The sequence below is a fragment of the Enterobacter sp. DN genome, assembly GCF_046054285.1.
In the GTDB taxonomy this organism is placed as follows: domain Bacteria; phylum Pseudomonadota; class Gammaproteobacteria; order Enterobacterales; family Enterobacteriaceae; genus Enterobacter; species Enterobacter hormaechei_C.
The window spans coordinates 172,737-189,511 of sequence record NZ_JBJJTG010000004.1; the positions used below are offsets into that span (position 1 = coordinate 172,737).

The 16,775-nt window shown below is 61.3% G+C and carries 13 protein-coding genes; 7 read left to right on the forward strand and 6 right to left on the reverse strand.

Translation table 11 applies throughout. The features are described 5' to 3' along the window. Positions 1-159 precede the first annotated feature (159 nt). Entirely contained in the window at positions 160-1,170 is a 1,011-nt protein-coding gene (locus ACJTMZ_RS11700) for a substrate-binding domain-containing protein (RefSeq protein WP_252010787.1), read from the reverse strand. A 185-nt stretch (positions 1,171-1,355) separates the two neighbouring features. Here ACJTMZ_RS11700 and ACJTMZ_RS11705 point away from each other — a divergent pair, with 185 nt between their 5' ends. Together ACJTMZ_RS11705 and ACJTMZ_RS11710 are read left to right on the forward strand one after the other, a co-directional pair. Beyond that, positions 1,356-2,444, forward strand: coding sequence for a cellulase family glycosylhydrolase (locus ACJTMZ_RS11705; protein WP_214593412.1), 1,089 nt, complete (start codon positions 1,356-1,358; stop codon positions 2,442-2,444). Between the two features lie 45 nt (positions 2,445-2,489). Beyond that, complete coding sequence (locus ACJTMZ_RS11710; RefSeq protein WP_252010788.1) at positions 2,490-3,884, forward strand: glycoside-pentoside-hexuronide (GPH):cation symporter; 1,395 nt, start codon at positions 2,490-2,492, stop codon at positions 3,882-3,884. 39 nt (positions 3,885-3,923) lie between these two features. On the opposite strand, the gene ACJTMZ_RS11715 is transcribed toward ACJTMZ_RS11710, so the two are convergent. Genes ACJTMZ_RS11715 through ACJTMZ_RS11730 form a run of 4 tightly spaced genes read right to left on the reverse strand, consistent with a single transcriptional unit; the run spans position 3,924 to position 8,670 of the window. Beyond that, positions 3,924-4,745, reverse strand: a complete 822-nt coding sequence (locus ACJTMZ_RS11715) for an alpha/beta fold hydrolase (protein ID WP_023295858.1) — start codon at positions 4,743-4,745, stop codon at positions 3,924-3,926. Positions 4,746-4,775: 30 nt separating this feature from the next. Beyond that, positions 4,776-6,395, reverse strand: coding sequence for an MFS transporter (locus ACJTMZ_RS11720; RefSeq protein WP_023303025.1), 1,620 nt, complete (start codon positions 6,393-6,395; stop codon positions 4,776-4,778). Beyond that, positions 6,392-6,799: a DoxX family protein gene (locus ACJTMZ_RS11725; protein ID WP_023295860.1), complete on the reverse strand. Its 408-nt coding sequence runs from the start codon at positions 6,797-6,799 to the stop codon at positions 6,392-6,394. Before ACJTMZ_RS11725 ends, ACJTMZ_RS11720 begins: the two co-directional genes overlap by 4 nt. Next, a complete protein-coding gene (locus ACJTMZ_RS11730; protein ID WP_023295861.1) occupies positions 6,799-8,670 on the reverse strand; it encodes an amidohydrolase in 1,872 nt (623 codons plus the stop codon). The genes ACJTMZ_RS11725 and ACJTMZ_RS11730 overlap by 1 nt, the downstream gene beginning before the upstream one ends. A gap of 220 nt (positions 8,671-8,890) precedes the next feature. On the opposite strand from ACJTMZ_RS11730, the gene ACJTMZ_RS11735 reads away from it, so the two are divergent. From ACJTMZ_RS11735 to ACJTMZ_RS11755, 5 genes are all read left to right on the forward strand, one after another. Next, positions 8,891-9,577: a hydrolase gene (locus ACJTMZ_RS11735; RefSeq protein WP_015572562.1), complete on the forward strand. Its 687-nt coding sequence runs from the start codon at positions 8,891-8,893 to the stop codon at positions 9,575-9,577. Positions 9,578-9,638: 61 nt separating this feature from the next. Continuing rightward, positions 9,639-9,860, forward strand: a complete 222-nt coding sequence (locus ACJTMZ_RS11740; protein WP_022646923.1) for a DUF1427 family protein — start codon at positions 9,639-9,641, stop codon at positions 9,858-9,860. Next, the gene (locus ACJTMZ_RS11745) at positions 9,857-10,117 is read left to right on the forward strand and encodes a XapX domain-containing protein (protein WP_003863056.1); all 261 of its coding nucleotides are present in this window, start codon (positions 9,857-9,859) and stop codon (positions 10,115-10,117) included. The genes ACJTMZ_RS11740 and ACJTMZ_RS11745 overlap by 4 nt, the downstream gene beginning before the upstream one ends. Positions 10,118-10,140: 23 nt before the next feature. Next, positions 10,141-10,521 (forward strand): response regulator transcription factor, encoded by a 381-nt coding sequence (locus ACJTMZ_RS11750; protein ID WP_006810275.1) that lies wholly within the window; start codon positions 10,141-10,143, stop codon positions 10,519-10,521. Positions 10,522-10,530: 9 nt separating this feature from the next. Then, positions 10,531-16,116: an AAA family ATPase gene (locus ACJTMZ_RS11755; RefSeq protein ID WP_252010789.1), complete on the forward strand. Its 5,586-nt coding sequence runs from the start codon at positions 10,531-10,533 to the stop codon at positions 16,114-16,116. A gap of 3 nt (positions 16,117-16,119) precedes the next feature. Here the strand turns inward: ACJTMZ_RS11755 and ACJTMZ_RS11760 are convergent, their stop codons facing one another. Further along, positions 16,120-16,737, reverse strand: coding sequence for a response regulator (locus ACJTMZ_RS11760; RefSeq protein WP_252010790.1), 618 nt, complete (start codon positions 16,735-16,737; stop codon positions 16,120-16,122). Positions 16,738-16,775 lie beyond the last annotated feature (38 nt).

Consider the following 16,775-nt stretch of genomic DNA (forward strand, 5'->3'; position numbering starts at 1 on the left):
CTGGATGTGTGAAAGCCGCCTTTCGGCGGCTCTCTGAAAATGGGGAAAACAACTCCGGGCCGCCTTTAAGAAGGCAGCCACCAGCGTTTAATGGTGAGTACGGCGGAGCGTGTGTTCATCGAATTAACCTATCATGCAAAAACGCAGGGGTAAAGCGGCTCAGGCGCCGCTGCTTGAGGCGCGCACCTTCAGCCTGCCCGCCAGCGTCACGTGCGTGGCGGCATCTTCCTGATTGCACAGGTACTCCACCGCCAGCCGTCCCAGCTCGCTGTAAGGCAACTGGATGCTGGTCAGCGGCGGGGTGAGCTGCTCGGAAATCTTCTGGTCGTCGTAGCCCGCCAGCAGCATGTCCTGCGGGATGCGCACGCCGTTCACCGCCAGCGCCTGATAGCAGCCAATCGCCAGCCAGTCGCTGGCGCAGAAGATAGCGTCCGGGCGCTCGGCCAGTTCCAGCAGAGACGTGGTGGCGGTAAAGGACTCGCTGAACTGCCAGTTGGTCTGGCGCACCAGGCCGTCGTCGCACGCCAGTCCGGCCTGCTGTAATGCCGCCTGGTAGCCCGCCAGACGCTGGCGCGAGGCCTCCATCCAGCTCTCGCCGGTGATGTGGGCGATGCGCGTGGCGCCGCAGGCGATGAGGTGTCTGGTAACCTGGAAAGCGTTGGCGTAGTCGTCCGGAATAAACGACGGCAGCAGCGGCGAGCCGGGGTCGCGCTGGTTGAGCAGCACCAGCGGGATGCGGGTGCAGTCCTGGAATGCCGTCATATCGACGACGTTCGTGACCGGAGAGGCAAGGATAATCCCGATGCAGTTGCGCTTGTCCAGCTGGCGGATGATGTTCAGGGCCAGCTCCACGTCGTCGCCGTAGTCGAAGACGGTGAGCAGGGTCTCGTTGCGCCACGCCGCTTCCCGCGCCTGGCTGATGGCGTCGATAAACGGGTCGAAGCTCTGCATGGAGCTGACCAGCAGGGCGATCTCCTCCTGGTTGCGCGGAGCGTGAACGGCGGGGAGGCGGTCATAGCCGAGTTCGGTGGCGACGTTGATCACCCGCTGACGGGTGTCGTCGCTGAGCTTGATGTTGCGGGACTGGTTAAGCACCAGCGATACCGTCGCCTGCGACACCCCTGCCGCCCGCGCAATATCGTTCATCGTCACTTTTGTTTTTCGCTTCATCCGTCCTCTCCCTTTCGCGATTTCGCATCATACCCTAACCGCACGCTTTAGCGCCGTCGATCACGTTTCTCATCCATCGAAGCGTGAACTTTGTGAGAGGCGTCGCTTTTCTGAGCGCCACGATTTGCGCATTTATTCTTCAGCTAATATTTATTAGCTAAATATTATCAGCGAGAGGACGCGTAATGAAAGAGCAGTGGAGCAGGGAGCAGGCACAGGCGTGGTATCAGCAGAAAGGCTGGCTGTGCGGGTTTAACTATCTGCCGTCGACGGCGGTGAACTGGACCGATATCTGGCAGGAAGAGACCTTCGATGCCGACACCATCGACCACGAGCTGGGCTGGGCGGCGGACGCGGGCTATAACACCCTGCGCATCAACCTGCCGTTCATCGTCTGGGAGCACGACCGCGACGGGCTGATGGCGCGCATCGACCGCTTTTTGACGATTGCCGACGGTCACGGGTTCAGCACCATGCTGACCCTGATGGACGACTGCGGGTTCTCCGGCGACGAGCCGTACCTCGGCCCGCAAAAGCCGCCCGTACCGGGCAAGCACAACAGCCAGGCGGCGGCGAGCCCGGGACGCGACAAGGTGTGCGATCGCGACTGCTGGCCACAGATTGAGCGCTATATCCGCGACGTTGTGCGCCAGTTCCGCGAGGATAAGCGCGTATTGCTCTGGGATCTGTATAACGAGCCGGGCAACCGCGGCATTTTCGCGACCGGCACGGAGGAGGTGTTGTACGACGAGAAGCTGGAGACCTGCGCGCACGAGTTGATGAAGCAGGCGTTCCGCTGGGTGCGTGAGGAAGACCCGACCCAGCCGCTCACCATCTGCGCGTGGCGTCTGCCGGCGGAAGAAGAGGGCGAGACGTTTTACCAGCACCCGCTGGACCAGACCGCGCTGGCGCTGTCAGATGTGGTGAGCTACCACGCCTATACCAATACCGGGCGCATGACGGCGATTATCCAGCAGCTTCAGGCGCTGGGCCGCCCAATCTTCTGCACCGAATGGCTGGCGCGTCACGTGGGCGGCACCATCGAAGAGCAGCTCCCGCTGATGTACATGGCGAAGGTCGCGCCGTATCAGTGGGGGCTGGTGCGCGGTAAAACCCAGACCTGGCTGCCGTGGCCGGTAGTGATGAAGGAGTCCACGGACTACTGCCGCCTGTGGTTCCACGACGTGTTTGAGGAGAACGGTATCCCGTTCTCACGCGCTGAAATCGCGCTGATGAAGAAGCTGCGCAAAATCGCCCCGAATCCGCAGGGCTAATAATAATGACCCGGCGCGCTGTCGCCGGGCAACCAGGTACGCACTATGGCAATGACAATGAAAATACCGTCTCGCGAGTTGTGGTCTTACTTTGGCTATGGTTTAGGTCAGTGTTTTAGCTTTGGTTTAGTGGGTTCGTTTATTAACTATTTTTACACCGACGTGCTGGGGATCTCGGCGCTGGCGGCAAGCACCATCTTCCTGATTGCCCGTGCGTGGGATGCGGTTCACGATCCGCTGTTTGCCAGCATTATGGACACCATTAACAGCCGGTTCGGCAAGTTTCGCCACTTTTTACTGATCGCCCCGCTGCTGATCACCGGGGTCACCCTGCTGGCGTTCTATAAAATCGAAGCGGACATGACCACCAAAATCCTCTACGCCGGGGTGACGTATATCCTGTTGGGGACGCTGTACGCCATCTCCGATATCCCGTTTTGGTCGATGTCATCGGTGATGACCAACGACTCCGGCCAGCGCACCCGCGCGGTGACGGCGGCGATGCTTGGAGTGAACGCCGGGATCGCCTGCGCCAACATCTTCTTCCCGAAGCTGGCGGCGTTCTTTGCCCAGTACAGCAACGATAAAGGCTACTTTATGGCGGCGCTGGTGATGATGCTGGTGGGCCTGCCGCTGATGCTCAACGGCTTTATGCAGATCAAAGAGCGCGTGCCGCCGAGCCCGGAAAAGGTGACGATGCGCGACACCTTCCACAACCTGCGCCAGAACAAGCCGCTGTTTATCGTCCTGCTGTCGTTTTTTTTCTGCGTGTTCCATAACGTGGCGGGCGGTCTCTATATCTACTTCTTTATCAACAATATGGGCGACGGCAGCCTGCAAATGGCAATTGGCGTGATGGGGATAGTGGCGGCGGTGCTGTGCCTGGTCGCCCCGCTGCTGACGCGCCGGATGCAGAAGCGGAATCTGTTTATGATCCTCTGCGGGCTGGACGTGGCGGTGCGCGTGGTGATGTGGTTCACGGGCTATCAGCACACGGCGTTGCTGTTTATCCTGCTCGGCCTGAGCACGCTGTTCGTGATGATGACCAACATCCTCACCTCGTCGATGATTGCCGACACCATCGAGTATGCGGAGTATCACACCCACAAGCGCTGCGCGGCGATCACCTTCTCCGGGCAGACCTTTACCGGCAAGATGTCGGTGGCGGTGGGCGGCGGGCTCATCGGCGTGTTTCTGACGATGATCGACTATGTGCCGCAGGCGCAGTCACAGAGCGACAGCGTGCTGGCGGGGCTGTTCTTCGGCATTTGTTTGTTACCGGCGATAGGCTCGCTGATCCGAATGGGCTTTATGTCGCGCTTTAACTTTACCGAGGAGAAGCATGCGGAGATTTGTCGGCTGCTGGCGGAGCGGAATGCGTCTGCGAAAGCGCCGGGTGGCGGCTGCGCCTTACCCGGCCTACAGGACCAGCCCTTGTAGGCCTGATAAGCGAAGCGCCATCAGGCTTCGCGTAATGACTTACAGCGACTTCACAAACGCCAGCAGATCTTCGTTGAGCTGGTCCTGGTGGGTCAGCGCGAAGCCGTGCGGCGCGTTGTCGTACACTTTCAGCGTGGCGTTTTTGATCATCTCTGCCGCCAGCTTGCCGGTCGTTTCAAACGGCACGATCTGGTCGTTGCTGCCGTGGATCACCAGCGTCGGCACGTCGATTTTCGCCATATCCGGGCGGAAGTCGGTTTCGGCGAAGGCGGTTACGCAGTCGATGGTGCCCTTCAGGGACGCCAGCAGGGCGATGTTCAGCGTCTGCGTCAGGGCACCGGCAGAAACGGTCTGCCCGGCGTTGGTGCCGTAGAATGGGGTGGCGAAATCGCTGATGAACTGAGCGCGATCTTTACGCAGTCCGTCGCGAATCCCGCTGAACACGCTCTGATCGACCCCTTCCGGGTAGCTTTCGGATTTGCCGAAAATGGGCGTTACCGCGCCCAGCAGGGCAAGACCGGCCACGCGTTCGCTGCCGTAGTTGTTGATGTAACGCGTTACGTCGCCGCCGCCCATGGAGAAGCCCACCAGCGTCACGTCGCGCAGATCCAGCGTGGTGATCAGGTCGTTAATGTCGGATGCAAAGGTATCGTAGTCATAGCCGTTCCACGGCTGATCTGAACGTCCAAACCCGCGACGGTCAAAGGCGATGGTGCGGTAGCCGCGCTCGGCCAGGTGGTTCAGCTGGCTGTCCCACATATCCCCATCCAGCGGCCAGCCGTGGCTGAAAAGAACCGGTTTGCCCGCGCCGCAGTCTTTGTAATAAATCTGCGTACCATCTTTTGCCTTAAACGTTGCCATAGTGTGTTCCTCTACAGGTGATTGTTATGTTCAGACCGGCGCGACCAGATAACGAATTGCCGGTGATGTTGTGCCCTGATGAAAAGCCAGAACGCGGCTCTGCAACAGGAGGTCATTCATGGTGTGGCGCTCCTGCTGGCGCAGATGCTCGATCCAGGAACCCATCAGGAAGGTTTCGATAAACAGACCCGGACGTTCAATATCTTCGTACACCGCCCAGCTCATCGCCCCGGCGCGGCGGCGCACCCGGCGTAGCTCGTGCACGGCCTGCAAAAACGCTTTCGCGTTCTGCGGGTCGATGATGTACTCATGCGAGACCAGCACCGGGCCACGCTCGTTCGGGAGTTCAATCTCCACCCCGTCCAGCGGCTGCCCGCTCAGGTCGAGATTTAAATCCGGATCTTTCTCCAGCTTCCAGCGGAACACCGTCATGCTCGCCAGCACCATCCCCAGCGTGGCGACAACCAGCGAAGCCGGAGTGCCGAACTGCGAGGCGATCTGGCCCCAGACGGCGCTGCCTGCGGTCATCGAACCGAAAAAGACCGTCAGATACACCGCCAGCGCCCGGGCTTTTACCCAGCGTGCGGCGCTGCGCTGCGCGCCAAGGTTGAGGGTGGAGAGCACCGCAATCCACGCGAAGCCGGTAAAGAACTCAAACAAGTTTAGCAGCCAAAAGTGACGTACAAATGCCAGCGCCAGCATGGTGATCGCAAACGTCAGGCTGGCGGCCACCATCAGCCGATCGGCGTTCAGCCGCTGGCGCAGACGCGGCAGCAGGATGGCCCCGGCAATGGCGCCAAGGCCGATACACGCCAGCATCACGCCGTAGCCCGCCGGGCCTAAGCCCAGCTCGCGGCGCGCCACCAGCGGCAGCAATGCCCAGCCCGCGCTGCCGAAAACAAAAAAGGCCACGGTGCGCACCAGCACGTTGCGCAGCACCGGCGCGGCGTGCACGTAGCGAATCCCGGAGCGCACCGCAGAGAAGAAGTGCTCCGGTGGCAAACGCTGCACGGACGGTGCCGGACGCCAGCGCCACAGCACCCACGCCACGCCCATCACGGACAGCGCGTTCAGGGCAAACACCATCCACGGCCCGGCAAGCGACAGCAGAAAACCGCCCAGCGCAGGGCCAATTGCCCGGCTGATATTGACCCCGAGCGAGTTAAGCGCCACGGCGGAACCCAGCTCGGGCTTGCTCACCAGGTCAGGGACAATCGCCTGAAACGGCGGCGAACTCATGGCCGCACCCACGCTCAGCAGAAATGTCGCCGCCAGCAGAACGGTGGGGGTGACGTGTCCGGTAAAAGAGAGCAGCGTCAGCCCGGCGGCGGCAATGAACACCCACAGCTGGGAGAAGAGCAGGTATTTACGTCGATCAACGATGTCCGCCATCACCCCGGACGGCAGGGCGAAAAGGAACATCGGCAGGCTGCTCGCCGCCTGCACCAGCGCGATATCTAAAGGATCGGCGCTGAGCGTCAGCATGCTCCAGTTGATACCGACGTCGCTCATCCATGAGCCGACGTTAGAGACCACCGTGGCGATCCACAGCATGCGGAACACCGGCTGGCTCAGCGGCTGCCAGGGTGAAACCGCGGGGGCGGGCGTCGTCTCGACGTGTGCGTCGCGAACGTCGTTTACCTGGGTCATGCGAACCTCTCCGTTGTTTTACGCTGCACTCGCCACTGGCCCGGCCCGGTAAGGGCGAGGGTGGTGAAGATAATCAGCAGCAGCCAGCCAAACTGCCCCTCGGCAATCGACCAGTTCGGGTGGACCGCCAGCATCGCCACCAGCAGCACGGCGATAATCGGCAGGCACGCCAGGCGGGTGTAAATCCCCGCAATGATAAACAGCGGGCAGATCACCTCGGCGACGATCGCCGGGATCAGACTGGCATACGGCCCAAAACCAAACGGATCTTCGATGCGCGTCAGCTCTTCGCTGAAGTGCAGCACCTTCGGCAGACCGTGCACGTAAAGCAGCAGCAGACTGCCGGTCAGGCGCAGAAAGAACAGCCCCGGATCGATCCGGGGCGAAGCGTCATTTTGTTTCATCAGAATGCAAAGCAGCTGCAACCCAGCGCACCCCAGAAAGCGTTATCGTCGGATACCGGCATCTCTGACGTGCGGGCAAAGTCATGCTGGTGGTTGTGAACCCCGCACGGGCCGCTACAGTGGTGAGCCATACTCATACCCACGCGTGCGGCCTGCGGCGGCGCGCTGCGGTAGTGGCCCGGCACCTTCACCACCGGGGACCACTCGGGCAGGACCGGAATGGCGGGCGGCGCGAGTGGGCCAAAAGCGCCTGCGGCATAGACGATATCGCCGTTCACCACGGTGAGGACGGACTCGATGCCCTTGATCTCCTCCTCCGGCACGCGGAAGTAATCTTTGCTGAGCACCGCCAGATCCGCGAGCTGGCCCGCTTTGATCTGCCCCTTCTGGTTCTGCTCGCTGGAGAACCACGCGCTGCCCTGGGTCCAGAGCATCAGGGCGGTATCGCGATCCAGACGGGCGCTGTGATCGTACATCTGCATCCCGCCAACGGTGCGGCCGGAGACCAGCCAGTAGAGCGCGGTCCATGGGTTATAGCTCGCCACGCGGGTGGCGTCCGTTCCCAGGCCCACCGGCACGCCGGTCTCGAGCATTTTTGCCACCGGCGGCGTGTGGCGGGTGGCTTCGATGCCGTAGCGCTCGGCAAAGTATTCCCCCTGGAAGGCCATGCGGTGCTGCACGGCAATACCGCCGCCGAGTGCTTTGATGCGGTCAATGTTGGCCTGCGACACGGTTTCGGCGTGGTCGAAGAACCAGTGCAGCCCGTTGAACGGAATGTCACGGTTCACCTTCTCGAACACGTCCAGCATGCGGCTGATGGATTCGTTGTAAGTGGCGTGCAGGCGGAACGGCCAGCGGTGCTCCACCAGATGGCGCACTACGCGCTCCAGCTCGTCCTCCATGCCCGGCGCGAGATCCGGGCGCGGCTCGAGGAAGTCTTCAAAATCGGCGGCGGAGAAGACCAGCATCTCGCCCGCGCCGTTGTGGCGGAAGAAATCGCTGCCCTGGCCCGGCGTAAGCATATCGGTCCATTTTTCAAAGTCTTCCAGCTCGTGGCCCGGACGCTGGGTAAACAGGTTGTAGGCGATGCGGATGGTCATCTGCTTTTTCTCGTGCAGCTCGGCAATCACCTCGTAATCTTCCGGGTAGTTCTGGAAGCCGCCGCCCGCGTCGATGGCGCTGGTCAGCCCCAGACGGTTCAGCTCGCGCATGAACTGGCGCGTGGAGTTGACCTGCTGCTCCAGCGGCAGCTTCGGCCCTTTCGCCAGCGTGGCGTACAAAATCATGGCGTTCGGACGGGCAATAAGCATTCCGGTCGGGTTGCCGTTGGCGTCGCGCTGGATCTCCCCGCCCGGCGGGTTTGGCGTGTCTTTGGTGTAGCCGACCACCTTCAGCGCGGCGCGGTTGAGCAGGGCGCGGTCGTACAGGTGGAGGATAAACACCGGGGTGTCAGGCGCGGCGTCGTTAATTTCGTCGAGGGTCGGCATGCGGCGCTCGGCGAACTGGAACTCGCTCCAGCCGCCCACCACGCGCACCCACTGGGGCGACGGCGTGCGCAGGGCCTGCCCTTTTAGCATCCGCAGGGCGTCGGCCAGGGACGGCACGCCTTCCCAGCGCAGCTCGAGGTTGTAGTTCAGGCCGCCGCGGATCAGGTGCAGGTGCGAGTCGTTCAGGCCGGGGATGGCGGTGTGGCCTTTTAAGTCGACCACCTTAGTGCCGTCGCAGTGGTGTTGCATCACCTCGGCGACGGTACCCACTTCCAGAAATTTTCCGTCGCGCACGGCAACGGCTTCCGCGACAGGATTCTCGCGATCGACGGTGTGAAACTGGCCGTTAACCAGAATGAGATCGGCTTTACCGAGGGTAACCATAATAGCTCCAGACTAAGAGGGGAATGGTCAGGATTATGGGAACCGGTTTCGGCAAAGATCCAGTTATACAATAGGATAGGTATACCAAAGTATAACTATACCTAAGGTTAACTATACGAAGAGATAATTACACCACAGCGCTGTGGGTCATAGGATGAACGCGATTTTATCGGCGTGCTGTTCGCGGCGATTTTAACCTTTAACCTCACTGGATAATCTTATGACCACTTCTAAGCTCGAAGTCTTAACCCCTGCCAACTGTCAGATCATCTTCATCGATCACCAGCCACAGATGGCGTTCGGCGTGCAGTCTATTGACCGCCAGGTGCTGAAAAACAACACCGTGGCGCTGGCGAAAGCGGCTAAGGTGTTCAACATCCCAACCATCATCACCACCGTTGAGACCGAAAGCTTCTCCGGCAATACCTATCCGGAGCTGCTGGACGTGTTCCCGGGCCAGGACATTCTGGAGCGTACCTCCATGAACTCCTGGGACGACCAGAAGGTGCGCGACGCGCTGAAGACCAACGGCAAGAAGAAGGTGGTTGTCGCGGGCCTGTGGACCGAAGTGTGCAATAACAGCTTTGCCCTGTGCGCGATGCTGGAAGGCGACTACGAAATTTATATGGTGGCAGACGCCTCCGGCGGCACCTCCAAAGAAGCCCACGACTTCGCGATGCAGCGCATGATCCAGGCGGGCGTGATCCCGGTGACCTGGCAGCAGGTGATGCTGGAGTGGCAGCGTGACTGGGCGCGCAAAGAGACCTACACCGCGGTGATGGATATCGTGCGCGAGCACTCCGGCGCCTACGGAATGGGTGTGGATTACGCCTACACCATGGTGCACAAAGCGCCGTCTCGTCAGAAGAGCGAGCACCGCACCTTAGCGCCGGTTCCGGCACGCTAAGTCCCGCTGGCGGGCTGGTCCCTCATCCGGCTCGCCGCTGCCTTTTTCTCTGGAGTTCACAATGAGTACAGGGTTGATATCCCTCGCGGCAGGCGTGTTGATTGGCCTGATGTATGCCGTGCTGAAGGTGCGTTCCCCCGCGCCGCCCGCGCTGGCGCTGATTGGCCTGCTGGGGATGCTGGCGGGGGAACAGGCGATGCGTCATCTTTTATCCCGCGATAATCCCGCGGGCGTGCAGGTGACGGTTCCCCACGTTCAGCACCTGACCGGAGCGTCATCATGAAGGCCTGGATTATTTCGCTGGTGTGCGGGGTCGCGGCTGGGGTACTTTACGCCCTGCTCGACGTGCATTCCCCGGCGCCGCCGGTCGTCGCGCTGCTTGGCCTGTTCGGCATGCTGGTGGGTGAACAGCTAATCCCCATCGGACGGCGTCTGGTGAGCCGCGAACCGTTGACCCTGGCCTGGTTTCGTCATGAATGCGTACCGAAGATCAGCGGTACCGCGCCCCCAGCGCCCGCGAAGGAAAGCCGCGACGCGTAACGATTTGTTTGAGGAAAGACAGCATGACGCTGCCGTGGCGCATTGCCATCATTGATGACGAACGCTCTGTTCGCAGCGGGCTCAGTAACCTGCTGCAATCGGAAGGGTATGCTACCGATACCTTCGATTCGGCAGAGGTGTTTTTGAGCCACCCTCTCGCCCTGTCCGGCGCGTCGCTGGTGATCACCGACATCAAGCTACGCGGCATGAACGGCATCGAGCTGTTTGAGAAGCTGCGGTTGCTGGCCACGCCGCCACCGCCAATACTGTTTATCTCCGGTCATGCTGATGAAAATATGCAGCGGTATGCACTCAGTCTGGGCGCCGCTGCATTTTTGCGTAAGCCGATTAACATCGATATTCTGCTGGATCATATTCAGCGGGAGCTGACCCGCCGACAATAAGGATCGCGGATGAACGAACATACGTCGCCTGCATTTTGGCCCGCCCGGGGAAGTCTCCATGAAGGGCGGGCTTTTGTTCTGAAAGAGGATGTCATTTTTACCGTGCTGGCGCAGGAGGGCGGCATCTCCTGGATGAACGGGCGGCATCCCCAGTCCGGCGGTTCGTTTATTATTGCCACCGCGGTCAGCGATGAAGAAGAGGAGCGGGCCACCCGGCTGCTGAAAAACGAGTTTGCCCTGCGCGATCGGCTTCATGACGGCTGGGCTATCCGGCCCGTCGCTTCAACCCAGTACCGTGGACGTTTTGCGCTGGTCTACGCGCCGTTCTGCTTTGAACTGCTGGCGTGCCGGGCAGGTAAGGCGATTTCCGGGATCGCCCGCTTTATCGAAATGGCGATCCGCATCTGCGGTCCCCTGCGCCAGATGCATCTGCACAACCTGATCCACGGCGATATCAAACCCGGGGCGTTCTTCGTTCATCACGACGCCACCTGCCGTCTTTGCAGCTTCGGTCTTTCCTGCGGCACCTCCGACGCGTTCACCCAGTCACGGCTTGCCGCGTCTGGCGGCACGCCCGCCTACATGTCACCGGAACACACCACGCGTACCCGGCGCGCCGTCGACAGCCGGAGCGATCTCTACAGTCTGGGTATCGTGCTTTATGAACTTCTGACCGGGCGATTGCCGTTTGAACTGAGCGCTGATGACCAGACCAACTGGGCGCATTACCACATTGCCTCTGAGCCGCTTGCGCCGGGGCGGGTGCGCCCGGACGTACCCGGCATGCTGTCGACCATTATCCTTAAGCTGCTGGAGAAGAATCCGGAGAATCGCTATCAGACCGTCGACGGGCTGATTGCCGACCTCAGGCGCTGCCAGGCGACGCTGACCGCCGAAGGTGAGATCGTCGACTTTATTCCCGGCCAGCAGGATCGCTCTCCGGCGATCCATCTTGCCGATTCGCTTTTCTCTGCGCATCCGCAGGCCAGCGACGTCATCGCCGCGTTTGAGCGGGTCAGCCAGAGCGGTGCGCCGGAACTGGTGACTATTGGGGGGCCTTCGGGGATCGGCAAATCTTCCGTGATCGCCACCACGCTGAAATCGCTGCAACAGCGCAAGGTGCTGCTGGCGGTGGGCAAGGTCGATCAATATTCTCCCACGTTGCCCTACGGCGTGCTGAGTTCGGCGTTTCGGACGCTCACGCTGCACCTGCTCGGGCTGCCAGCCGGGGAGGTAGCGACGTGGAAAATCCGCCTATCGCGCGCGCTGGAAGGCTTCGAGGAGCTGGCCGTTAGCCTGGTGCCGGAGCTGAATTTACTCCTTGAGAACAAACCGCGTTTCTCTGCGGATACCTTTTCCATCGACGCGCGGGCGCGCTTCAGCCATATGATGCTGGCGCTGGTGAAAACCTTCGCCACCCAGGGCGCGCCGCTGGTGCTATTGCTGGATAATGTGCAGTGGATCGACGCCGCCAGCCTGCAAACGCTCGATCACCTGCTGCGCGCCTGCGGCGCCATCCCGCTGCTGGTGGTGGTGGCGCACCGCGATCTCAGTTCGCTTTCTGAGCCCACCTTGCAGACCGCGCTGGCGAGCCTGCCGGAGGCGGCGCAACACGCCACGACGATCGTGCCGCAGCCGCTGTCGGTGAAGGCCGTGGCGCGCTGGCTCGGGGGGATTTTTCATGCCCGCAGTACCGGTACCGCCGATCTTGCCACGCTGATCCATGAAAAAACCGGCGGCAACCCGCTGTTCGTGCAGGAATTTTTCCGCCGCATCGTCGATGACGGACTGGTGGTGCACAACAAATATCAGGGGAAATGGCATTACGATCTCCAGGCCATCCGCGCCCGGCACTACACCGAGAACGTGGTGACGCTGGTGCTTGAACAGCTCAAGGAGATGCCCGACGAGACGCGCCGCCTGCTGGGCAGCATCGCCTGCCTCGGCTGCACGGGCGAGCTGGAGATGCTGTGCCGCGTGGTGGGGCGGTCGGCGGCGGAAATCCGCTACGCGCTTCATCCGGCGGTGACCGCTCAGCTGATTGTGCTGACGGAGAAAGAGTACGCTTTTACCCACGATCGGGTGCAGGAAGCCGCCTTTGCCCTGCTGGATGAGGGCGAGAAAAGCCATCTGCACCTGACCACCGCCAGCCTGCTGGCGGATGCCGCGCGGCAGACGGCGGGCAACGAACTGCTGTTCCGCGCGGTTCACCACGTCAGCGCCGCGCTGGACTGCATCCAGCCTGCACCCCAGCGGCAGCGATTCCGGGAGCTGAGCCTTCAGGCCGCGCGGCGTGCGAAGCGTACCGGCGATTACCTTTCCGCCTTAAGCTATATCCAGACCGCCAGAGCGCTGGGGAATGCGGGCCCGGTCTCGGACTTTATGCTGGATATCGAAGAGGCGGGCTGTGAGTTTGCGCTCGGACACCTGGAGCGCACGCGTGCGCTGTGCGATGCGATCCTCGGTTCACCGGGCGGGCTGACGGAGAAAGCGCTGGCCGCCAACCTGCTGGCGGAAGTTTATATGCGCCAGTCGGAGATCCGCCTGGCGCTGGAGGCGTCGTTATGCTGGCTGGGCGTGTTCGGGATCCAGATCAGCCGCTACCCGGAAAATGCCGAATGTGACGAGGCCTGGCAGCAGTTCTGTCAACGCACCGCCGACGCGCCGCAGAACCCGTTTTCTCAGCTTAAGCTGATGGAGAACGCAGAGACCGAAGCGGTGATGAACCTGCTTTACAGCGCCAGTATTTTCGCCAGCTTTACCTGCCCGCGCCTGCACTTTTTACTCCTGTGCCGGATGATGCACCTCACGCTCGATCACGGCATAACCGGTGCTTCCACCACGGCGATGGCCTGGTTTGGCGTGCTGATTGGCCACCGCTACGCCGAATACCGTCTCGGGTTTGAGTACGGCACGCTGGCTCGTGAGCTGGTGAACCGCCACGGCTATGATGCCTATGAAGCCAAAACTCTGCTGCCGCTCGACCAGCTCAGCGTCTGGACCCAGCCGCTGTCGTACACTATCGAGTGCGCCAAGGCCTGCTTTACCTCAGCGGTGACCCACGGCGACATGACGATGGCCTGCTTCGCGGCCTGTCATCAGATCATTAACTTCCTCTCCCGGGGCGATCATCTGGATGGCGTGCTGACCAGCATCGATCGCGGTCTGGCCTTTGTGCGCAAAACGGATTACCAGGACATTGAAACCGTTCTGCACATTCAGCGCCGCTACGTGGAGTTTTTACGCACGCCGGTGACGGGCCCATGGAGCGCCGCCCAGGCGCTGCCTGACGATCTGCTGCCCGCGCCGCCGGAGCAGGCGCCCGAGCAGACCTCGACCATGCTCTTCTGGTACTGGCTCTATCGCGGGATGGCGCACTTTTCCTGCGGCGAATACGCCGACGCACAGGCGGATTTAGAAATGGCGGGCTGGTATGCGTGGTCCGCGCCGGGTCATATTCATCTGCTGGATTACCATTTTTACAGCGCGCTGGCGCTCTCCCGCCAGCTCACGCCGGAAACCTTTTCGGCGGATTATCGCCGCAGTATTCATCACCATTACGACAAAATAGCCCTCTGGGCGCGGATCAATCCGGGCACATTTGCCGATAAAGAGGCGCTGATTTATGCCGAAATCGTCCGTCTGGACGGCATGAACAGCATCGCGCTGGAGCAGTATGAAAAAGCGGTGCGACTCTCGCGGGAGGGCGGGTTTAACCCGATCAATGCCCTGGCGCACGAGCTGGCCGGGCGTTTCTCGCTGGCCTGCGGCTACCCGACCGCCTCCGACGCCCATTTCCGCGGCGCGATTGCCGCCTGGGGGCGCGTCGGGGCGCAGGCCAAGGTGCGCCAGCTGGAGCAGGATTTCCCCCATCTGCTGGCCTCCGGGCAGAGCCGCGCGTATGACACGGCGGCGTTTGCCCAGAACGAGGTGATCCGCGATTTACAGAGCGTCATCAAAGCCTCACGCGCCTTATCCGAAGAGATCAACCTTGAACGTTTAATCGAAAACCTGATGACGCTGCTGCTTGAACGGGCCGGGGCGCAGCGTGGCCTGCTGCTGCGTGTCAGCGATAATCACATCCCGGAGATTGAAGCCAGCGCCTGGACCAGTACCGACGGCGTGCGGGTGCGCATCCTGAAAGCGTCACCGATGGCGACGGACATGCCGCTGTCGGTGCTGGCCGCGGTGATCCGCACCGGGCAGGAGATCCGCACCGGCAAACCGGAGGAGTTCCACCCGTTCAGCCAGGATCCGTATCTGGTGACGTCCGGCGCCGCCGTGATGTGCGTGCCGATGTTCAAACAGGCGCGGCTGGTGGGGATTCTGTATCTGGAAAACCGCCTGATGCCGGAGGTGTTTACCGCCGAACATTCGCGCGTGGTCAGCCTGCTGGGCGCGCAGGCGGCGGTTTCGCTGGAGACGGCGCGGCTCTACGCCGAGCTGCTGGCGGAAAACATCCAGCGCCGACGGGTGGAGAAAGAGCTGCGCGCCAGCCAGACCTCACTGATGCTGGGCGAGCAGATCAGCCATACCGGCAGCTGGCGCTGGGAACTGGTGCAGGATCTGATGTTTATGTCCGAAGAATACGCCCGTATCCTTGGCCTGCCGGAGCAGCAAAAGATGATCTCAATGGCGGAGTTTTTGACCTTCGTGCATGAGGATGATTATGGCCGGATCAGCACCCTCGTTAATCAGAGCGTGCGTGACGGGCTGTCGATGCGCGCGGAGTTTCGCATCATCCGCACCGACGGCTCCGTTCGTTACCTCCTCGGGATTGGCGATCCGGTGGGGGTGGGCAGCGAGGTGAATGAGTATTACGGCATCATTACCGACATCACCAGCCAGCGGGCGGCGGAGGATGCGATGCGGGTGGCGCAGGCGGATCTGGCGCGGGTCTCACGAGCCACTACCGTCGGGCAACTGACCTCCTCGATCGCGCACGAGATCAACCAGCCGCTGATGTCGATTGTCTCGAACGCCGGCGCAAGCCTGCGCTGGCTCAACCGCGATCCGGCGCGGCTGGACAAAGTGCGCGAGGGGCTGGAGGAGATCGCCGCCGAGGGCGAGCGGGCAGGGGAGATCATCCGCAGCATTCAGTCTCTGACGCGCAAACAGGACCCCACGTTTACGCGAATCGATCTGCACTTCCTGATCCACCACATCATTATGCTTTCCCGCAGCGAACTTGAGCTGCGACACATAAGCGTTGATTATCTTCTGAACGCTGACGACAGCTTTATCATCGGCGACAGCGTGCAGATCCAGCAGGTGCTGCTTAACCTGGTGATGAATGCGATGGAAGCGATGGCGGAAGTGACGGATCGCCCGTGCAGCATCACGATCTCCACCGCGAACTGCGCCGAGGGGAAGGTGATCTTCGAGATCGCCGATACCGGCAGCGGCATTGAGCCGGAGCTCACCGAGCGGATCTTTGACTCGTTCTATTCGACCAAAGCGCAGGGAATGGGCATGGGGCTGACCATCAGCGCCAGCATCATTGAACGGCACCGGGGGAAACTGAGCGCGCGCCGCAGAGAGCCGTACGGCACGGTGTTTACCTTCGCGTTGCCGCTTGCCGGACAGGAGATGTAACGGTTATTCCGCTGGCTGATGTTTGGTCAGGCGCTCGACGGCCCTGACCAGTTCAGCCACGGAGCGGACCTGCATTTTCTCCATCACCCGGCGGCGGTGCACTTTCACCGTAATCTCACTGACGCCCAGCTCGGCGGCGATCTGCTTGTTGAGCTTGCCGCTGACGGCCAGCTCAAGCACCTTATGCTCGCGCGGCGTGAGGGACAGATGGCGCTGTTTCAGGGCGTAGTGCTCTTTGACGCGGGCGGCGTTGTGCTGTGCCAGCCTGAGCGCGGATTCGATGGAGCCGATGAGCGCGCTGGATTCAACGGGCTTAGTGAGAAATTCGTAGGCCCCGCCTTTGATCGCCCGGACGGACATAGGGATGGTGCCGTGGCCGGTGAGAAAGATGATCGGTATTTCCCGCCCGCTGTCTTTCAGCGCATCTGCGACATCAAACCCGGTTATCGTGGGCATTTGCATATCGAGGATCACGCAGGAGGGCAGATCTTCAAAGGGATGGCTGAGAAAGGCCTCTGCTGAGGAAAAGCCAAGGGCATGTATATCCGCAGATTCCAACAGCCTGACAACGGACTGCCTGACTGTGTCATCGTCATCAACCACATAAACAATGTGTTCCATTCACCGCCCCGGTGTTGATTTAAATGTCGAGGATGTAA